Source organism: Kribbella sp. NPDC048928, assembly GCF_043197975.1.
Taxonomy (GTDB): Bacteria; Actinomycetota; Actinomycetes; order Propionibacteriales; family Kribbellaceae; genus Kribbella.
This window is the reverse complement of the sequence record NZ_JBICUC010000003.1, coordinates 213,723-231,220: the sequence shown is the minus strand read 5'-3', so window position 1 is coordinate 231,220 and position 17,498 is coordinate 213,723. Positions and strand designations below refer to the sequence as shown.

The window sequence follows — 17,498 nt, the reverse complement described above, 5'->3', positions numbered from 1 at the left end:
TTGTCAGCACTCCCGTACGCCGCACGCGCGACCGGACTCGTAGGTTCGGTGATCGACTCCAGTACGTCGTTGCTGCACAAGCAGACCCACGACATCGTCCGTTTCGCGATGGGATCCCCCGCGGCCGAGGCCGTACCGTCGGAGATCCTGTCCGCGATCGCGGCCGACGAGCTGAGTCGTCCCGACGCCTACGACTACGCCGCGACCGAGGGCGACCCGCCGCTGCACGCGGCGCTGCTGGAGATGCTGAGCGGCACCAGCGACGAGACGACCGCCGAGCGGCTGACCGTCACGGCCGGCGGGATGCAGGGCCTGGACCTGTTCTGCAAGATTTTCGTCGACCCCGGCGATCTGGTCGTCGTCGAGTCGCCGACGTACACGAACGGCAGCGCGACGGCCTTGTCATACGGTGCGGAGCTGCTCGAAGTACCGGTGGATGACGCTGGAATGATTGTCGACGATCTACCACGCCTGCTCGACGGGCGGCGGCCGAAGGCGATCTACACGATCCCGACGTTCCAGAACCCTTCAGGCGCAACACTTTCGCTGGAGCGACGGCATCGGCTGCTGGAACTCGCGCAGTCGTGGGGATCGATGGTGATCGACGACGATCCGTACGGGCTGCTCCGTTTCGCCGGCGAACCTCTGCCGACCCTGCGGGAGCTGGGTGCGGGCGATCCGCTGGTGTTCTCCGTACGTACGTTCTCGAAGATCGTCGCACCCGGGCTGCGGGTCGGCTGGGTGGATGCGGATCCTGAGCTGCAGCAGGTGCTGATCAACGCGAAGCAGGCGATGGACACCTGCACGAACCTGCCCGCCCAGCGGTTGCTCGCCGGGTTCCTGCGCGGCGGTCACCTTGCCGAACACCTGGTCCGGCAGCGGGCGGAATACAAGCGCCGTAAGGAAGCGATGCACGCGGCGCTGGCCGAGCACTTCGGCGACATCGCCCGCTGGACCGATCCTGAGGGCGGGTTCTTCCTCTGGGTGACCCTGGAAAACGGCGTCAACACTCAGGACCTGTTCGAGATCGCCCTGGACGAAGGCGTTGCCTTCATCCCCGGCCCCGCCTTCTCCCCCAGCGGTCGCTTCACCGACGCCTTCCGCCTGTGCTTCGCCTCCACCACTCCCGCCCGAATCCACGAAGGCATAACCCGCCTCCGCCAAGCCACCAACAAACTAACCCCACGAACAACCTAAGCCCCACAAGACCCGAAACCCCACCAAGCCGCCCACCCCTACAGGGTCAGATGGTGGGGTGGGGAGGCAGGGACTGGGCTAGTAGTTCGGCCAGGTGTTGGGGGCGGCGGGGGGTGGCTTGGGCTATTTGGGTGCGGCAGCTGAAGCCGTCGGCGAGGACGGTTGTTGTGTCGGGCAACGAACGCACGGCGGGGAGCAGGGTCTGCTCACCTACAGCTTTCGAGATGTCGTAGTGATCGCGTTCGAAGCCGAAGTTGCCGGCCAGGCCGCAGCAGCCGGGAGCGGCAAGTTCGGTGTTGATGCCAGCTGCCGCCATCAGCTTCTGGTCCGCGTCGAAGCCGAGGACCGCGTGCTGGTGGCAGTGCGGCTGGACGAAGGCCTCTCCCCCGACCTGCGGCGGTTCCCAGCCGGACTCGACCAGGAACTCGGAGAACGTACGAATGTTCGCAGTCAACGAGCCGACAAGTGGATTGTCGACAACGAGGGCGGGAGCGTCGTGGCGGAAGGCTGCCGTGCAGCTCGGCTCCAGACCGACGATCGGAGTGCCTGCCTTGAGGTGTGGAGCGAGGACGTCGAGCGAGCGGTTGAGTACACGTCGCGCGGTACTGAGCTGACCAGTCGAGATCCAAGTCAGCCCACAGCACACAGGCTTGTCAGGAAGGACGACCTCGTACCCAGCAGCCTCAAGTACGGCCACGGCCGCCCGCCCGATCTCCGGCGCCAGATAGTTCGTGAAGGTATCCGGCCACAACACCACCCGTCCCCGCCGACCGCTCCCCGACTCCCCACCCTCCGATGCACCGGCGCCCAATGTGCCTACGCCCGACGCGCTCTCGGGCGGCGCGGTGTCGCCCAACGTGCTGGGGTCCGACGTGCTGGGGTCCGACGTGCCGTGCTCCGATGTGCCGCCACCCAAACCCTCGACCGGCGTGGTGCTACCCGACGTACCGCCCTCCGGCACGACGCCTTCCGGCCTGATATCGCCTGGCGCAGGGTCGGCCGGCTTGCCGCTGTCCCGCGTGGCGTTGCCGGACGGCGCAGTGGGGTTCGGCTTGGCTCCGTCCCGAGTGGTGTTGCCGGACGGCGCAGTGGGGTTCGGCTTGGCTCCGCCCGACGTGGTGTTGCCGGGCGGCGTGTTGGCGTTTGGGGTGGGGCGGTTGGCGAACCAACTGGTGAAGGTTTCGCGGGTGAAGGTTGGGACGGTGCGTTCGGCGGCTATTCCGCCTAGGCGCTTGGTCAGGCGTAGGGCGGCGAAGCGGTTCGCGAGGTTTGGTGCTCGTGATGCCAGGCGCGCCCAGACGGGGAGCCAACCCATCGACCAGTGCGACATCGGCCTTGCCCAGGGACGGCGGGCGTAGTGGTGGTGGGTGAACTCAGCTTTGTACGTCGCCACGTCCACGTTCACCGGGCAGTCCGACAGACAGCCCTTGCACGACAGACACAGGTCAAGGCCGTCGCGTACTTCGGTCGATCGCCAGCCGCCCGTGATCAGGTCGCCCTGGAGCATCTCCCACAGCAGGTGGGCCCGTCCGCGCGTCGAGTGCAACTCGTCACGGGTCACCTGGTAGCTCGGGCACATCACGGTGCCCGACGTCTGGCGGCACTTGCCGATCCCGACGCAGCGGCGCTGTGCCTGAGCGAAGTCGTGGTCGTCCTCGGGATAGTCGAAGATCGTCAACAATCTGCGATCCTTCGCGGGGCCGTCGTGCCGGATCGCGAGGTCCAGCGGCGGCGGGGCGACGATCATGCCGGGGTTGAGCACGTCGTTCGGATCCCAGATCCGTTTCAGCTCACCGAACAGTGCGAGCCCGTCCGCGCCGTACATCTTCCCCAGCAGTTCACCGCGCGCCCGTCCGTCACCGTGTTCGCCGGAGACCGATCCGCCAAGCCCGACGACCAGGTCCGCGGCCTGTTCGACGAACTCCCGGTACGTCGCGACGCCCCGCGCACTCAACAGGTCGAAATCGATCCGCATATGCATGCAGCCCTCGCCGAAGTGCCCGTACGACGCACCCGACAACCCGTGTCGCCCCAGCAGTTCGTCAAGACCACGTAGGTAGGCACCCAGGCGTTCCGGCGGTACGGCGGCGTCCTCCCAGCCGCCCCACGCCTCGGCGCCGTCCGCACGCCGCGTCGCCAGGCCCGCGGCGTCTGTACGACAGCGCCACAACACTGCCTGCGCCTTTGGCTCGGTGACCAGCGACATGGTCGCGCCCGAATCCTGCAGTTCCTCGAGCATCACGCGCGCAGCAGCTGCAGCGGTGGACTCGTCCTCGCCACCGAGCTCGACGAGCAGCCAGGCTTTGCCGGCCGGAAGACCGGCGTGCACCGCGGCGTCGCGGACCTCCGTCGGCAGGCGATCGACGAGTTCGTTGTTGATTGACTCGATGGTGAGCGGTGCGTGCCGCAGCACGACGGGAACGCAGTCCGCCGAGGTGATCGAGTCGGCGAACCCGAGCACGCAGAGAACTCTTGCCTTCGGCAACTGGACGAGCCGGACGGTTGCTCGGAGCGTCGCGGCCAGTCCGCCCTCGCTCCCCGACAGCAGGCCGGCGACGTTGTAATCGTCGAGCAGACGGTGCAGCGCGTACCCGGAGATCTGCCGCGTGAACTGCCCGAACCTGCGGCGGATCAGCAACTCGTGACGATCCGCGAAAGCCTGTAGGGCCCGATGCAGCTCACCCTCGCGCCCGGGTCGTGCGGCGGCAACGGCTCGATCGACAGCGGAGTCGACGGTCAGCCGCGTGCCGTCGGCGAGGATCACATCGAGTGATTGCAGATTGTCGGCAGTCGTACCCCAGGCGACCGAGTGGGCGCCGCATGCATTGTTGGCAATCATTCCACCGAGCGTCGCGCGACTGGCCGACGACGGATCCGCACCGAACGCGAGCCCGTGCGGTTTCGCTGCCGCGAGCAGGTCGGTCAGTACGACGCCCGGCTCGACGACGGCGGTCCGTGCGGCAGTGTCGAGGTCGAGGATCCGATTGACATGCCGCGACGCGTCGATCACCACGCCGCCGATCGCATTGCCCGCCATCGACGTACCGCCACCGCGAAGCACCACGGGCGCGCCGGCCGACGCGGTCAGCGCGACAGCTGCTGCGAGGTCGTCCGCATCCGCCGGTACGACGACCAGGTCGGGCACGGCGCGGTAGTTCGAGCCGTCCGCGGCGTAGAGCGCCCGCGTCCGGCGATCGTCGCCGACGTCACCGCGAAGCTCTTGACGCAGTGTGGTGAGCAGCCGCTGGACGTCGTACGGAGAGTTATCCACAGGGTGCTGCGCAGCGGATCCATTCGCCGGGCGCTCTGGGGTTAACATTGTCGACAATCTACCCATTCGGCGCACATCAAGCCAGGAGGTCTGATGGTCACGGTAGGGCTGCTTTATCCCGGACACAGCGCCGAGGACGATTATCCCGCACTCGAGGCGAGACTGAACGGCACGGTCAAGTTGCCGCTCGTGATCACCTCGGTGGGCGAGGATGCGCACCGGGTGGACGCACTCCTCGATCTCGGTCGCGCGGAACGGCTCGCCGAGGGCGCGGCGGAGCTCAAGCAGTCCCACCCGGACGCCGTGATGTGGGCTTGCACCTCGGGAAGTTTCGTCTTCGGCCGCGAAGGCGCGAACATCCAGGCGGGTGGCATCGCCCAGGTGGTCGGCGTACCGGCGTCGTCCACGTCGATCGCCTTCGTCGACGCGTGCAAGGCCCTGGACATCTACAAGGTCGCCGTTGCCGCGTCGTACCCGGAGGACGTCGCGCAGCACTTCGTACGGTTCCTCGCGGCGGCCGGCATCGAGGTCGTGTCGATGGGCAGCAACGGGATCGTCACCGCGGCAGAGGTCGGGACGCTGACGCCCGATCAGGTGATCGACATGGTGAAGGCTGCCGACCATCCGGACGCCGAGGCGGTTCTGGTTCCGGATACCGCGATGCACACGCTGGCGATTGTCGACGATCTCGAGACGGCGACCGGCAAGACCGTACTGACCGCGAACCAGGTGACGCTCTGGAAGGGGCTGGAGCTCGCCGGACGCGTACCTTCGTTGCCAAATCTCGGGACGCTGTTCGAGACAGGGGAGAGTTCGCAGTGAGTAGTTTCATCCAGCCGCTGGCTCAGGAGTCGACGCCGAGCATCATTGCCGACAAACTGCGCAAGGCCATCGGCCACGGGGAGTTCAAGCCGGGTGCACAGCTCGTGGAGGCCGACCTGGCGCGCAAGCTCCACGTGAGCCGCGGGCCGTTGCGCGAGGGAATGCAGCGGCTGACCCAGGAGGGCCTGCTGGTCTCGATCCGGAACCGCGGCCTGTTCGTCGTCGACATGACGCCCGCGGACATCCGCGACATGTACGTCGCCCGCGAGGCGATCGAGCGGGCGGCCGCGCTGCAGATCCTGCGCGACGGCGATTTCGAGACGGTCGGCGGCAAGTTGCTCAAGATCAGCGAGCGGATGCTGGAGGCCGACGGCAATCCGGCTGCGGTCGGCGAGCTCGACATCGAGTTCCACGAGACCCTCGTCCGGCTGGCCGGCAGCCCGCGGCTGTCGCGGATGCATCAGACGTACATCACCGAGACCCGGATGTGCATCCACGCTCTCGAGGAGACGTACGCAGCCACCGACGCACGCGCTCTCGAACACAATCGGCTCGCCGAGGCGATCCAGACCGGCGACGTCGAGCGCACCGACAGCCTCCTGATCGAGCACATGGACGACGCCGTCCAACGCCTCGTCAACCGCTGAACACCGCCCCACTCCTCCCATCAACCCACAGTCGGGCTCCAGCCGGCGTCTCTGCCGGCTGGTTGGTCGTTGGTTGCGATGGGGCCGCGTGTGTCGCGAGGTCAGTCGTTGACGGCTATGCCGATGTACTTGGTTTCGAGGAATTCTTCGATGCCGACGGCGCCGCCTTCGCGGCCGAGGCCGGACTGTTTGACGCCGCCGAACGGGGCGGCGGGGTTCGAGACGACGCCCTGGTTGAGGCCGACCATGCCGGTCTCGATCGACTCGGCCACACGCAGTGCCCGCCGCAGGTCGTTGGTGAACACATAGGCGACCAGACCGTACTCCGTATCGTTGGCCGCCCCCACCACCTCGTCCTCGGTACTGAACGGTGTCAGCGGCGCCACCGGCCCGAAGATCTCCTGGTCCGCCATCGCCGCATCACGCGGTACGCCCGTGAGCACCGTCGGCGGGTAGAAGTAGCCGTTGCCCGAAGCAACCTCTCCCCCGGTGAGTACGGTCGCGCCCCGGCCGACCGCGTCCGCCACCAGCGACCGCACCTTCTCCCGTCCGGCCTCGTCGATCAGCGGCCCGACCTGCACGTCCCGCGCCGTACCTCGGCCGACCTTGAGCGAGCTCATCCGCTCCGCGAGCCGCCGCCCGAACTCGTCGATTACCGCCTCGTGCACAAAGATCCGGTTGGCCGCCGTGCAGGCCTCGCCCATGTTCCGCATCTTCGCCGCGATCGCGCCGGTCACCGCCTCGTCCAGGTCGGCGTCCTCGAACACGATGAACGGCGCATTGCCGCCGAGCTCGAGCGACGTCCGCAGCACCTTCTCGGCGCACTGCTCGAGCAGGACCCGGCCCACGCGCGTCGACCCGGTGAACGACAGCTTTCGCGCCTGTCCGGACCGGATGAGCGGTTCCATCACACCGCCGGCATCCATTGCGGTGACGCAGTTGACGACTCCAGCCGGCACGCCGGCCTCGGCCAGGATGCCCATCAGGGCGAGCATCGACAGCGGCGTCTGGTGCGCGGGCTTGATGACGCTCGTACAGCCCGCCGCGATCGCCGGGCCGAGCTTGCGGGTGCCCATCGCCATCGGGAAGTTCCACGGCGTGATCAGCAGGCACGGGCCGACGGGCTGCTTGGTGATCAGGAACCGTGCGTTCCCGGCCGGGGCGGTCTGGTAGCCGCCGTCGATCCGCAGCGCCTCGCCGGAGAAGTGCCGGAAGAACTCGGCCGCGTACGCGATCTCGCCGCGGGCCTCCGGCAACGGCTTGCCCATCTCCAGCGTCATCAGCAACGCGAGCTCGTCGACCCGCTCCATCAACAGCCGGTACGCCGCCATCAGCATGTCGGATCGTTCGCGCGGCGACGTACGGGCGAAGTCTGCCTGTGCGGCGACGGCGGCCTCGAGCGCGGCGCGACCGTCCGCGGGTGAGGCGTCGGCGACCGCGCACAGCACCTCGCCGGTCGACGGATCCACGACGTCGAACGTCGAGCCTCGGGTCGCATCGACCCACTTCCCGTCGATGAACAGCCGCTTCTCGACGGCTTCGACCACCGCGGACTCCAGTGTGGACTTGTCCATCTGCACCCCTTCACCGGCCTCGACTGCTGAGATACGCTGATTGTCGACAATCTACCATTTCAAGTGTGGAGGGGAAGTCCGTGGCCGAGCTCTCGCAGATCCTCAAGCAGGCGACCGGTGTGGTCGCCGCCCGCGGTGAGGGCGTCCAACTGTTCGACGAGGACGACCGCCGGTACCTGGACTTCACGGCCGGCATCGGCGTGACGTCGACCGGGCACTGTCATCCGCGCGTCGTGGCGGCCGCACAGGAGCAGGTCGGCCGGATCATCCACGCGCAGTACACGACGGTCATGCACCGGCCGCTGCTGACGCTGGTCGACCGGCTCGGCGAGGTCCTCCCCGACAACCTCGACCGGATGTTCTTCGCGAACTCCGGCAGCGAGGCGATCGAGGCCGCGCTCCGGCTGACCCGCCAGGCGACTGGCCGGCCGAACGTGATCGTGTTCCACGGCGGCTTCCACGGCCGGACCGTGGCGGCTGCGTCGATGACCACCTCGGGGACCAAGTTCCGGTCCGGTTTCAGCCCGCTGATGGCCGGCGTACACGTGTCGCCGTTCCCGGACCCGGGCCACTTCGGCTGGCCGGTCGAGCAGGCGACCGACTTCGCGCTCAGCCAGCTCGACTACGTACTCCAGACACTGAGTACGCCGGCCGACACCGCCGCGTTCTTCGTCGAGCCGGTGCTCGGCGAGGGCGGGTACGTCCCCGCGAACGAACGGTTCTTCGCCGGACTGCGGGAGCGCGCCGACCAGCACGGGATCCTGCTCGTCGTGGACGAGGTACAGACCGGCTTCGGGCGGACCGGGAAGTTCTGGGGTGGCGACCACTTCGGTTCGCGGCCTGACGTCCTGGTCACCGCGAAGGGGCTGGCGTCCGGGTTCCCGCTGTCCGCGATCGCCGCGTCGTCGGAGCTGATGGAGAAGGCGTGGCCCGGTTCGCAAGGCGGCACGTACGGCGCGAACGCCGTCGCCTGCGCGGCCGCGCTCGCGACCCTCGACGTGATCAAGGACGAGGGACTCGTCCAGAACTCTGCCGACCGCGGTACGCAGCTCAAGCAGGCCCTGCAACTGGTCGCCGACAAGCACGACCAGATCACAGACGTCCGCGGGCTCGGGCTGATGATCGGCAACGAGTTCCGGGACGCGGACGGCAAGCCCGACCCCGCGACCGCCACCGCGGCCCAGCAGGAGGCGGCGCGCCGCGGTCTGCTGCTGCTCACCTGTGGCGCGTGGGGCCAGGTGGTCCGGTTCATCCCGGCCCTGGTCGTCTCCCCCGACGAGATCGACGAGGCCGCAGGCATCTGGTCCGAAGCCGTAGCCACCGTCCTGACCTGAGCCCCGGACCCCGGCCGACAAGCAACAGCCCGCCTTTTCGGAAACTATCTCGCGCTGGGTGGCGAAATGTTTCCGGAAAGGCGGGCCGTTCTGCTGTCAGGCCTTCGCGTGCGCCGGTTCGAGTGCCACCGGCGGCGGCGCCTCGTCGGTACCCGGGATCTCGGTGCCGTTGATCGGGCACCGCGACGTCTCGGGAACCTTGGCGAGCGCGATCGCACCCACCACACAGGCCGCCATCATGTAGTACGCCGGGACGAGTGAGTCACCCGTCTTCGCCGTCAGCCAGTCGTTGACCGCAGGCGCCGTACCGCCGAACAGCGACGTCGACACGTTGTACGCAATCGCGAAGCCGGCGTACCGCACATGGGTCGGGAACATCGCCGGGAACGTCGCGGAGATCGTCGCGAGCTGCGGCACGTACAGCAGGCCGAGCACCGCGAAGCCGACGATCGCGCCGAACAGGTTGGTCCCCATCAGCAGGAACATCGGTACGCCGAACACGAACAGCCCGGCCAGCGAGATCCACCACAGCGGTTTTCGCCCGACCCGATCCGACGCACGGCCGGCGAACGGGACGAAGATCATCATTGTCAACATTCCGATGATCGGCACGATCAGCGACTGGTCCGAACTCAGGCCGATCTGCTTCTCCAGGTACGTCGGCATGTACGTGAGCAGCGTGTAGTTCACGACGTTCAGCGCGATCACCATGCCGCCGAGCCGGAGGATCGGAGCCCAGTAGTGGGACAGCAGGTCCTTGAACTGGGTCGAGGTCTGCTCCTCCTTCTGGCCCTTCGCCTCGAGCTCCCGGAAGACCGGAGTGTCCTCGAGCCGGGATCGCAGGTAGACACCCACCAGGCCGAGGGGCGCAGCGACCAGGAACGGGAGGCGCCAGCCCCACGCATGCATCTGGTCGTCACCGAGCACCAGCGAGAAGAACAGCATCAGCAGCGCACCGAGCGAGAAGCCCGCCAGCGTGCCGAACTCCAGGAAGCTGCCCAGCATGCCGCGCTTGCGGCTCGGTGCGTACTCGGCCATGAAGGTCGCAGCACCGCCGTACTCACCACCGGTCGAGAAGCCCTGGATCATCCGCAGCAGCACCAGCAGCACCGGTGCCCAGTACCCGATCGTGTCGAACGACGGGACCAGTCCGGCGAACAGGGTCGCGCCGGACATCATCAGGATCGTGATCGCGAGGACGTGCTTGCGACCGAGCCGGTCGCCGAGCGGGCCCCAGACCAGACCGCCGAGCGGCCGGACCAGGAACGAGACGGCGAACGTCATCAGCGCCAGCAGCGTCTGGCTCTCGGTGTCGCCCGGGAAGATCGCGGCCGAGATGTAGGTGACGCCGTACGCGTAGATGCCGTAGTCGAACCACTCCGTGGCATTTCCGATCGCCGAGGCGGCGATCGCCTTCTTCAATACGTCGGGGGGCTGCTCCTGTTCGGTCGTCGGGGCGTTGGGGGTACCGGAGGTACCAGAGCTGTTGCCGGGCGTGCTCACGGGCGGACGGTCCTGGGGCCGCTGTTGCGGGTCTCCTGGCGGCGGGATCTCGGCGTCCACGATTTCCTCCTGTCGTCATACGGCCTCACCCGGGTGCCCACCCGCACGTAATTCACACGCGCCACGAGTCAGTTCGTAGTTTTGTTGACAATCCGAAGGTTAACCATGTGCATTCGTGAACTACAAGCGGTCGGACCCGGTTCGCTCGGGCAGGCGTAAGCGGGAGCACTCGGTAAGTGACCCGTACCCGACAGTGACTACTTCGTGGCGAGCGCCGCAAGCCCTGCCGTGATGACTGCCACACCGAACTCGAAGCGCTCGTCGAGGTCAGCGCCCGACGTCAGGGCTCCCGCGAGGGCGACAGTGAAGGGGAACCGGTCAGCTGGCAGCGCCGCGAAGAAGTCCCGCAACTCGCCGACGAACCGCTCGAGATCCTCGGGCGTCCACTGTGCGGACGCACTCTGCACGGTCTCCTCGAACGCCACCGCGGTCACATAGAGCGGAATCAGGTCGACCGCCCAGGCCGCCGCCTTGTCGGAGAGGCCGCCGGCTTTCAGAATTCCGAGCAGACATTCGGTGGTACGAAGCGCAGCGTCGCCCAGCGGGATCTCGCCGATCGCCGCGCGCGCCACACCGGGCATCGCCCGCATCGCCCGCAGGATCTCGCGCATCGCGTCCTTCAGCTGCTCCTGCCAGCGCTCCGGATCCGGAGGCGAGGGCAGCTTCATCGTCTCTGCGGCCCGGTCGACCAGGAGCTGGTCGAGCTCCTTCTTGTTCGCGACGTGGGCGTAGAGCGAGGCCGGGCCGGTCTCCAGTTCCTGGGCGACCTTGCGCATCGAGACCGCGTCGTACCCCTGCTCGATCATCATCCGCAGCGCGACGTCGACGATCCGCTCCCGGTTCAGCGGCTCCTTCGGAGTCCGCGCGGGCTTGGCGGGGCTGATCGGCTGCCACGGGGATTGGCTCATGCGAACCACTGTAGCGAACACCGTACTTGACGGAAACACCGTTCGAGCGTAGAACAGTGTTCGTGAACGAACACCGTTCGCATCAAGCAGGACGCCACCACCCACCGCCCAGCAGCACACCAACCGACATCCCACATCAACACGTCCCGTCACGTCGCGCCGACCAACCACGTCAACCAGCACGCAACACCGCAAATCAGCCAGCACCCCACGTCAGCCAGCACGACACGTCAGCTGCCGCGCGACGCCGGCCCGCACGTCCCGGCAGCCAGCACCGCACACCATCAGCACCCCAGGTCGGCCAGCACGTCCCGTCCATCAACACGCCACGTCGACCAGGACGTCGCGTCAGCCACCACTGCACATCAGCCAGCACCCCACGTCACCCAGCGCGACAGGTCGGCCAGCACCCGACGGCAGCTAGCACTGCACGTCGGCAGCACGTCCTGTCGGCCAGCACGTCCGGTCGGCCAGCACGTCCTGTCAAACAGCACTTCACGTCAGTACGTCATCACTCGCCCACACGCAAGGAGACTCCGATGAGCGCCACAGCCGTAGCGAACCAACCCGAAACCACGCCCACGCCCCGCGGCACCCCGTACCGCTGGCGCTGGATCGTGCTCGCGACGATCCTGATCGCCGAGATCATGGATCTTGTCGACGCGACGATTGTCAACATTGCGGCACCGTCGATCCGTGCCGAGCTCGGTGGGTCCGAGTCCGCGATGCAGTGGATGCTGGCCGGTTACACGCTGGCGTTCGCGATCGGCCTGATCACCTTCGGCCGGCTCGGTGACCTGGTCGGCCGCCGGCGGCTGTTCGTGATCGGCGCGGTCGGCTTCACGGTCGCGTCCGCGGTCTGTGGGCTCGCGACGAGCCCCGAACTGCTGATCGGCAGCCGGTTCGCACAGGGCCTGCTCGGCGCCGTGATGATCCCGCAGGGCTTCGCGATCCTGAAGTCGATCTTCCCGTCCGACGAGCTCGGCAAGGCGTTCGCGATGTTCGGCCCGGTGATGGGGCTGTCCGCGGTGGCCGGCCCGATCCTGGCCGGCGTACTCATCGACGCCAACTGGTTCGACGCCGGCTGGCGGACGATCTTCTTCATCAACGTCCCGATCGGGATCGCCGCGCTCGTCGGCGCCCTGCGGTTCATGCCCGAGGTCAAGACGCCCGGTGCCGTACGGCTCGATGCCGCCGGCGTACTCCTGGTCAGCCTCGCGTCCGGACTGCTGATCTACCCGCTCGTCCAGGGCCGCGAGCTCGACTGGCCGTTGTGGACAATCCTCATGTTGACCAGTTCGATTGTCGTCTTTGCACTCTTCGGCTGGCGCGAGCGCCGCTCCGGCAACCCGGTCATCGACCCGTCGCTGTTCCGCAACCGCGGCTACGTCGCCGGACTCGGCGTGATCACCACGTTCTTCCTCGGGATGAACGGCTTCATGCTGGTGTTCAACCTGTTCACCCAGCTCGGGCTGCACTACAGCCCACTGAAAGCCGGCCTCGCGATGGTCCCGTTCTCACTAGGGATCGCGATCGGCGCCCCACTGTCGGCCGGCCTGCTCGCCCCGAAGCTCGGTCGCACCGCATTGCAACTCGGCGTCGCCGTGATGACGGTCGCGATGGCCGGCGTCTGGTTCACCCTGCACACGCAGGGCGACGCGACCACCATCTGGAACCTGGTCCCGGCGACCTTGGCCACCGGGATCGGCGCCGGCATGGTGTTCGCGCCGCTGTTCGACATCATTCTGGCCTCGATCGACGACCAGGCCGCGGGGTCGGCGTCCGGCGTACTGACCGCGATGCAGCAGTACGGCGGGGCGATCGGCGTCGCGGTGATCGGGACGATCTTCTTCCAGCTGCTGCCGGCCCACGCGTTCCTGGGCGCGACCAAGACCTCGGTCCTGGTCGCGATCGGGTTATTCGTCGTCAGCCTCGCGGTGACGTTCCTCCTCCCGAAACGGGCCCGGGAGGAGAGCGTCAGTCACGGCTGACGAAACCCTCCTTCACCAACCAGTCCATGGCGACGTCGGCGGGCTCACGGCCGTCGACGTCGACCTGGGCGTTCAGGTCGATCAGCACCGGGTCGGTCAGCTTGTCCGACACCGGCTGCAGCAGGTCCCGCAGCTGCGGGTACTTGTCCAGCACCTTCTTGCTGATCACCGGCGCCACGTTGTAGGCCGGGAAGTACTTCTTGTCGTCCTCCAGCACCTGCAGGTCCAGCGACTTGATCCGGCCGTCGGTGGTGAAGATCTCGCCGAACCGGCAGTCCCCGTGACTGGTCGCGGCGTACACCGCACCGGTGTCCAGGGTCCGGATGTTGTCCCGCGGTACGCCGGAACCCAGCGGGATCCCGTAGTGCTTGAGCATCGGCTCGAAACCGTCGTTGCGGTTCGCGAACTCCGACTCGACGCAGAACGTCCGCTCCTTCACCGGCAACGATGCGACCTGAGACAGCTTGGTGATGTGCGTCTTCTCGGACTCCTTGCGCGTCATCGCGAAGCCGTAGCTGTTGTTCATCGGCGCAGGCTTCAGCCAGATCAGTCCGTACTTCTCCGCGTCCTCCTTGGCCACCGCGTCGTACTGCTTCTGCTTGTCCGGGATGCCGGTGTCGTGCCCGAGGTACGAGATCCACGCCGTGCCGGTGTACTCCCAGGCCATCTGGATCTGGCCCCCGATCATCGCCTGCCGGGACGTGTCACTGCCCGGCATATTGGTCAGGTCCTTGACATGCGCGCCGGCCGCGCTCATCAGGATCGCCGCGATCTTGCCGAGGATCAGTTGCTCCTGGAAGCTCTTCGACCCGATCCCGATCGTCAGGCCGTCGAGGCTCTTCACCGAACGCAACTCGCCCTGGAGCGCTCCGGACGGCACGAAGCCGCCGCTGGTGCCGAGGCCGCAACCGGACAGTACGAGGAGGAGTGCGGCGCCCGCCGCTACCAGCCGCTTCATCCGAGTCCTCTCGGTCGGGTGACTTCTTCCAGCACACGGCCCGCCCAGTCGATCAGCAGCGCGAGCGCGCCGACCAGGATCGCGCCGCTGATCAGCACCGGGTACCGCAGCAGGCGGATGCCGGTCGTGATCAGGCTGCCCAGTCCGCCGGCGTCGATGAACGTCGCGAGCGTCGCCGTACCGACGACGAGGACCAGCGCCGTACGGATGCCGGCCATGATCACCGGCACCGCGAGGGGCAGTTCGATGCGCCCCAGTACGGAGACGCTCGACATCCCCATGCCCCGCCCGGCCTCGACGAGCGTGCGGTCGACGCCCTGGAGGCCGACGATCGTGTTCCGCAGGACGGGCAGGATCGCGTACAGGCACAGGGCCACGATCGCGGTCCAGAAGCCGAAGCCGAGCCAGATCGCGAGCAGCACGATCAGGCCGATCACCGGCGCGGCCTGGCCGGCGTTGGCCACCGCGACAACAAGCGGCGCGGCCCGGCGGGCACGAGGCCGGGTCAGCATGATGCCGAGCGGTACGGCAATCAGCAGCACGATGATCGTTGCGACGGCGGTCAGCTTCAGGTGCTCGATCGTCAATTGGCCGACGAGCTTCCAGTCCAGCTGACGCTGCTCGATCGAGTCGAGCTCGGCCTGCGAACGCCAGATCGCCCAGGCGCCGACGACGATCGCAACGAACAGCGGCTGGCCGATCAGCGTCCCCCACGAGGGTCGCCGCGCCCGGCTGGTGGCGAGTCCGGCCGCGGTCGCCTTCGCGTCGGCCAGGTTCTCCTTCGAGGGCTGGAGGTCAGGTCCGGGATCGAGCGCGGTCACTGGGCGATCTCCTCCGGCTCCGACTGCGGCCCGTTCCCTTCCTGGATCCGGGCCAGTACGGACTGGAAGTCCACGACGCCGAGGTACTCGTCGCGGCGGCCGGTGACGACCGCGCTGCCGTGGCTGGACATCAGCATCGTGTCGAGCGCGTCGTTCAGCGTCGCGCGCCGGTCGATGGTGACCAGGTCGGTGTCCTCGTGCGGCGCCGGCACCTTCTCGACGTCCGACAGGTCGCTCGTCCACATCCAGTCCACCGGCCGCTTGCGCCGGTCCAGGACGACGACCGAGTCGTCGCCCGCCTGCTTCGCGGCCCGCAGTACGTCGGGGGCCGCGTCGCCGATCTCCGCAACCGTCGGCTGGTTCAGCTCGATCTCGCTGACCCGGCTGAGCGTCAGCTGCTTGAGCGCGGCGCCGGCGCCGACGAAGTCCGCGACGAACCGGTTGGCCGGGTTCGCCAGGATCGCCTCCGGGGTGTCGTACTGCGCGATCTGCGCGCCCTCGGTGAGGATCAGGATCCGGTCACCGAGCTTCACCGCCTCGTCGAAGTCGTGCGTGACGCAGACGATCGTCTTGCGCAGCTCCTCCTGGATGCTGAGCAGTTCGTCCTGCAGCCGCTGCCGGGTGATCGGGTCGACGGCGCCGAACGGCTCGTCCATCAGGATCACCGGCGGGTCCGCCGCGAGACCGCGAGCCACACCGACCCGCTGCTGCTGGCCGCCGGACAGCTCCCGCGGGTAGCGGTTGCGGTACCGGTCGGCGTCCAGCCCGACGAGCTCGAGCAGTTCGTCGACGCGTTCGGCCGTACGTTTGCGGTCCCAGCCGAGCAGGCCCGGGACCAGCGCGATGTTCTGCGTGACGGTCATGTGTGGGAACAGGCTGCCGCCCTGGATCACGTACCCGATCCGGCGCCGCAGGTCGTCGTCGTTCTGCTTGCTGATGTCCTCGCCGCCGATCCGGATGCTGCCGGACGTCGGCTCGATCAGCCGGTTGATCATCTTCAGCGAGGTGGTCTTGCCGCAGCCCGACGGGCCGACGAACATCACGATCTCGCCGGCCGGGATGTGCAGGGACAGCTCCTCGACCGCGGGTTTCTTCTGGCCCGGATACCGCTTGACGACATCGGTCAGTTCGATGTCGACTCCGCTGACTTCAGGTTCGGTTTCAGGCACGGATACCCCTCGAGGTGGTCAGGCGGCCGACGAGCAGCAGCATGGCGTCCAGAATCAGAGCAAGCAGGACAACGCCGATCGTGCCGACCAGCGCGGAGTTCAGAGCGTTCGCGCCACCGATCTGGGTCAGACCGGTGAAGATGAAACTGCCCAGGCCGGGGCCGAGGACGTACGCCGCGATCGCCGCGATGCCCATCGACATCTGGGCCGAGACGCGGACGCCGGCCAGGATCACCGGCCAGGCCAGTGGCAGCTCGATCCGGAGCAGCGTCCGGACCGCACCCATCCCCATCCCGCGCGCCGACTCGATCAGCGTCGAGTCGACGCCGGCCAGGCCGACGACGGCGTTCCGCAGGATCGGCAGGCAGGCGTAGAAGGTGACCGCGATCACCGAGGTCGCGGTACCGATGCCGGCCAACGGGATCATCAGGCCGAGCAGCGCGAACGACGGGATCGTCAGGCCGACGGCACTCACCGCGCCGGCCAACGACGCGATCCGCTGGTTTCGGTGCACGAAAACTGCCAGGCCGACCGCGATGACGGTGGCCAGCAGCACGCACTGTATGACCAGGCTCAGATGCTGGTAGCTCTGATAGAGCAATTGTGATTGACGCTCAGTTATGTAGTCCCACACGCGGTAGCCGGTACCCAAAGGTGAAAAACTCACACATTGGCACGATCGCTTCCGAAGTGCGGACATGCCAAAGCCCCTGGTCACCGAAGTGCCAGGGGCTTTGAACTCTCAGCTCAGTTGAACGAGTCGCCGCAGGCGCAGGACCCGGTCGCGTTCGGGTTGTCGATCGTGAAGCCCTGCTTCTCGATGGTGTCGACGAAGTCGATCGACGCACCCTTCAGGTACGGCGCGCTCATCCGGTCGGTGACGACGCTCACGCCACCGAAGTCGGCCACCACGTCGCCGTCGAGCTGACGCTCGTCGAAGAACAGCTGGTACCGCAGCCCGGAGCACCCGCCCGGCTGGACGGCGACCCGCAGCGCGAGGTCGTCGCGGCCTTCCTGGTCGAGCAGCGCCTTCACCTTGGCGGCGGCTCCGTCGGAGAGGAGAACACCAGTGGCTGTTGCCTGCCCAGCCTGCTCGGTCTGCGCTTCAGTCATCCCTGACTCCAGTCATCTACTCAAGTGCCTGCGCAGTCGCTCCGCCGGCACGGAAGTCTCTTGTCAACACAGACCAACATCGACCGGTCCGCGCTCATTCCCATGGTCGCACACCAATTTCGCAGATCAA

At 67.5% G+C, this 17,498-nt stretch carries 14 protein-coding genes; 5 read left to right on the top strand and 9 right to left on the bottom strand.

The window, feature by feature from the left end; all coding sequences use genetic code 11:
* Entirely contained in the window at positions 1–1,197 is a 1,197-nt protein-coding gene (locus ACGFI6_RS14540) for a PLP-dependent aminotransferase family protein (protein ID WP_393118534.1), read from the top strand.
* A gap of 46 nt (positions 1,198–1,243) precedes the next feature.
* On the opposite strand, the gene ACGFI6_RS14535 is transcribed toward ACGFI6_RS14540, so the two are convergent.
* Positions 1,244–4,468, bottom strand: a complete 3,225-nt coding sequence (locus tag ACGFI6_RS14535; RefSeq protein WP_393118533.1) for an FAD-linked oxidase C-terminal domain-containing protein — start codon at positions 4,466–4,468, stop codon at positions 1,244–1,246.
* Between the two features lie 93 nt (positions 4,469–4,561).
* Between ACGFI6_RS14535 and ACGFI6_RS14530 the strand changes: the two genes are divergently transcribed.
* Complete coding sequence (locus tag ACGFI6_RS14530) at positions 4,562–5,290, top strand: maleate cis-trans isomerase (protein WP_393118531.1); 729 nt, start codon at positions 4,562–4,564, stop codon at positions 5,288–5,290.
* Positions 5,287–5,937: a GntR family transcriptional regulator gene (locus ACGFI6_RS14525; RefSeq protein WP_393118529.1), complete on the top strand. Its 651-nt coding sequence runs from the start codon at positions 5,287–5,289 to the stop codon at positions 5,935–5,937. The genes ACGFI6_RS14530 and ACGFI6_RS14525 overlap by 4 nt, the downstream gene beginning before the upstream one ends.
* 101 nt (positions 5,938–6,038) lie before the next feature.
* Here ACGFI6_RS14525 and ACGFI6_RS14520 read toward each other — a convergent pair whose 3' ends face one another.
* On the bottom strand, positions 6,039–7,511 hold the full coding sequence (locus ACGFI6_RS14520) for an NAD-dependent succinate-semialdehyde dehydrogenase (protein WP_393118527.1): 1,473 nt from the start codon (positions 7,509–7,511) through the stop codon (positions 6,039–6,041).
* A 65-nt stretch (positions 7,512–7,576) separates the two neighbouring features.
* Here ACGFI6_RS14520 and ACGFI6_RS14515 point away from each other — a divergent pair, with 65 nt between their 5' ends.
* Positions 7,577–8,845 (top strand): aspartate aminotransferase family protein, encoded by a 1,269-nt coding sequence (locus ACGFI6_RS14515; RefSeq protein WP_393118525.1) that lies wholly within the window; start codon positions 7,577–7,579, stop codon positions 8,843–8,845.
* A 96-nt stretch (positions 8,846–8,941) separates the two neighbouring features.
* Here the strand turns inward: ACGFI6_RS14515 and ACGFI6_RS14510 are convergent, their stop codons facing one another.
* Both ACGFI6_RS14510 and ACGFI6_RS14505 read right to left on the bottom strand, forming a co-directional pair.
* Positions 8,942–10,408 (bottom strand): MFS transporter, encoded by a 1,467-nt coding sequence (locus ACGFI6_RS14510; protein WP_393118523.1) that lies wholly within the window; start codon positions 10,406–10,408, stop codon positions 8,942–8,944.
* Between the two features lie 197 nt (positions 10,409–10,605).
* Positions 10,606–11,316, bottom strand: a complete 711-nt coding sequence (locus tag ACGFI6_RS14505; protein WP_393118521.1) for a TetR/AcrR family transcriptional regulator — start codon at positions 11,314–11,316, stop codon at positions 10,606–10,608.
* Between the two features lie 539 nt (positions 11,317–11,855).
* Here ACGFI6_RS14505 and ACGFI6_RS14500 point away from each other — a divergent pair.
* Positions 11,856–13,307, top strand: coding sequence for a DHA2 family efflux MFS transporter permease subunit (locus ACGFI6_RS14500; protein ID WP_393118519.1), 1,452 nt, complete (start codon positions 11,856–11,858; stop codon positions 13,305–13,307).
* On the opposite strand, the gene ACGFI6_RS14495 is transcribed toward ACGFI6_RS14500, so the two are convergent.
* The 5 genes from ACGFI6_RS14495 to ACGFI6_RS14475 all read right to left on the bottom strand — a co-directional run bounded on the left by ACGFI6_RS14495 (position 13,294) and on the right by ACGFI6_RS14475 (position 17,368).
* Positions 13,294–14,265, bottom strand: coding sequence for a glycine betaine ABC transporter substrate-binding protein (locus ACGFI6_RS14495; protein WP_393118517.1), 972 nt, complete (start codon positions 14,263–14,265; stop codon positions 13,294–13,296). The genes ACGFI6_RS14500 and ACGFI6_RS14495 overlap by 14 nt on opposite strands.
* Entirely contained in the window at positions 14,262–15,086 is an 825-nt protein-coding gene (locus ACGFI6_RS14490) for an ABC transporter permease (RefSeq protein WP_393118515.1), read from the bottom strand. The genes ACGFI6_RS14495 and ACGFI6_RS14490 overlap by 4 nt, the downstream gene beginning before the upstream one ends.
* A complete protein-coding gene (locus ACGFI6_RS14485; RefSeq protein ID WP_393118513.1) occupies positions 15,083–16,255 on the bottom strand; it encodes a betaine/proline/choline family ABC transporter ATP-binding protein in 1,173 nt (390 codons plus the stop codon). The genes ACGFI6_RS14490 and ACGFI6_RS14485 overlap by 4 nt, the downstream gene beginning before the upstream one ends.
* Entirely contained in the window at positions 16,248–16,811 is a 564-nt protein-coding gene (locus ACGFI6_RS14480) for an ABC transporter permease (RefSeq protein WP_393118511.1), read from the bottom strand. Before ACGFI6_RS14480 ends, ACGFI6_RS14485 begins: the two co-directional genes overlap by 8 nt.
* 191 nt (positions 16,812–17,002) lie before the next feature.
* A complete protein-coding gene (locus tag ACGFI6_RS14475; protein ID WP_393118509.1) occupies positions 17,003–17,368 on the bottom strand; it encodes a HesB/IscA family protein in 366 nt (121 codons plus the stop codon).
* Positions 17,369–17,498 lie beyond the last annotated feature (130 nt).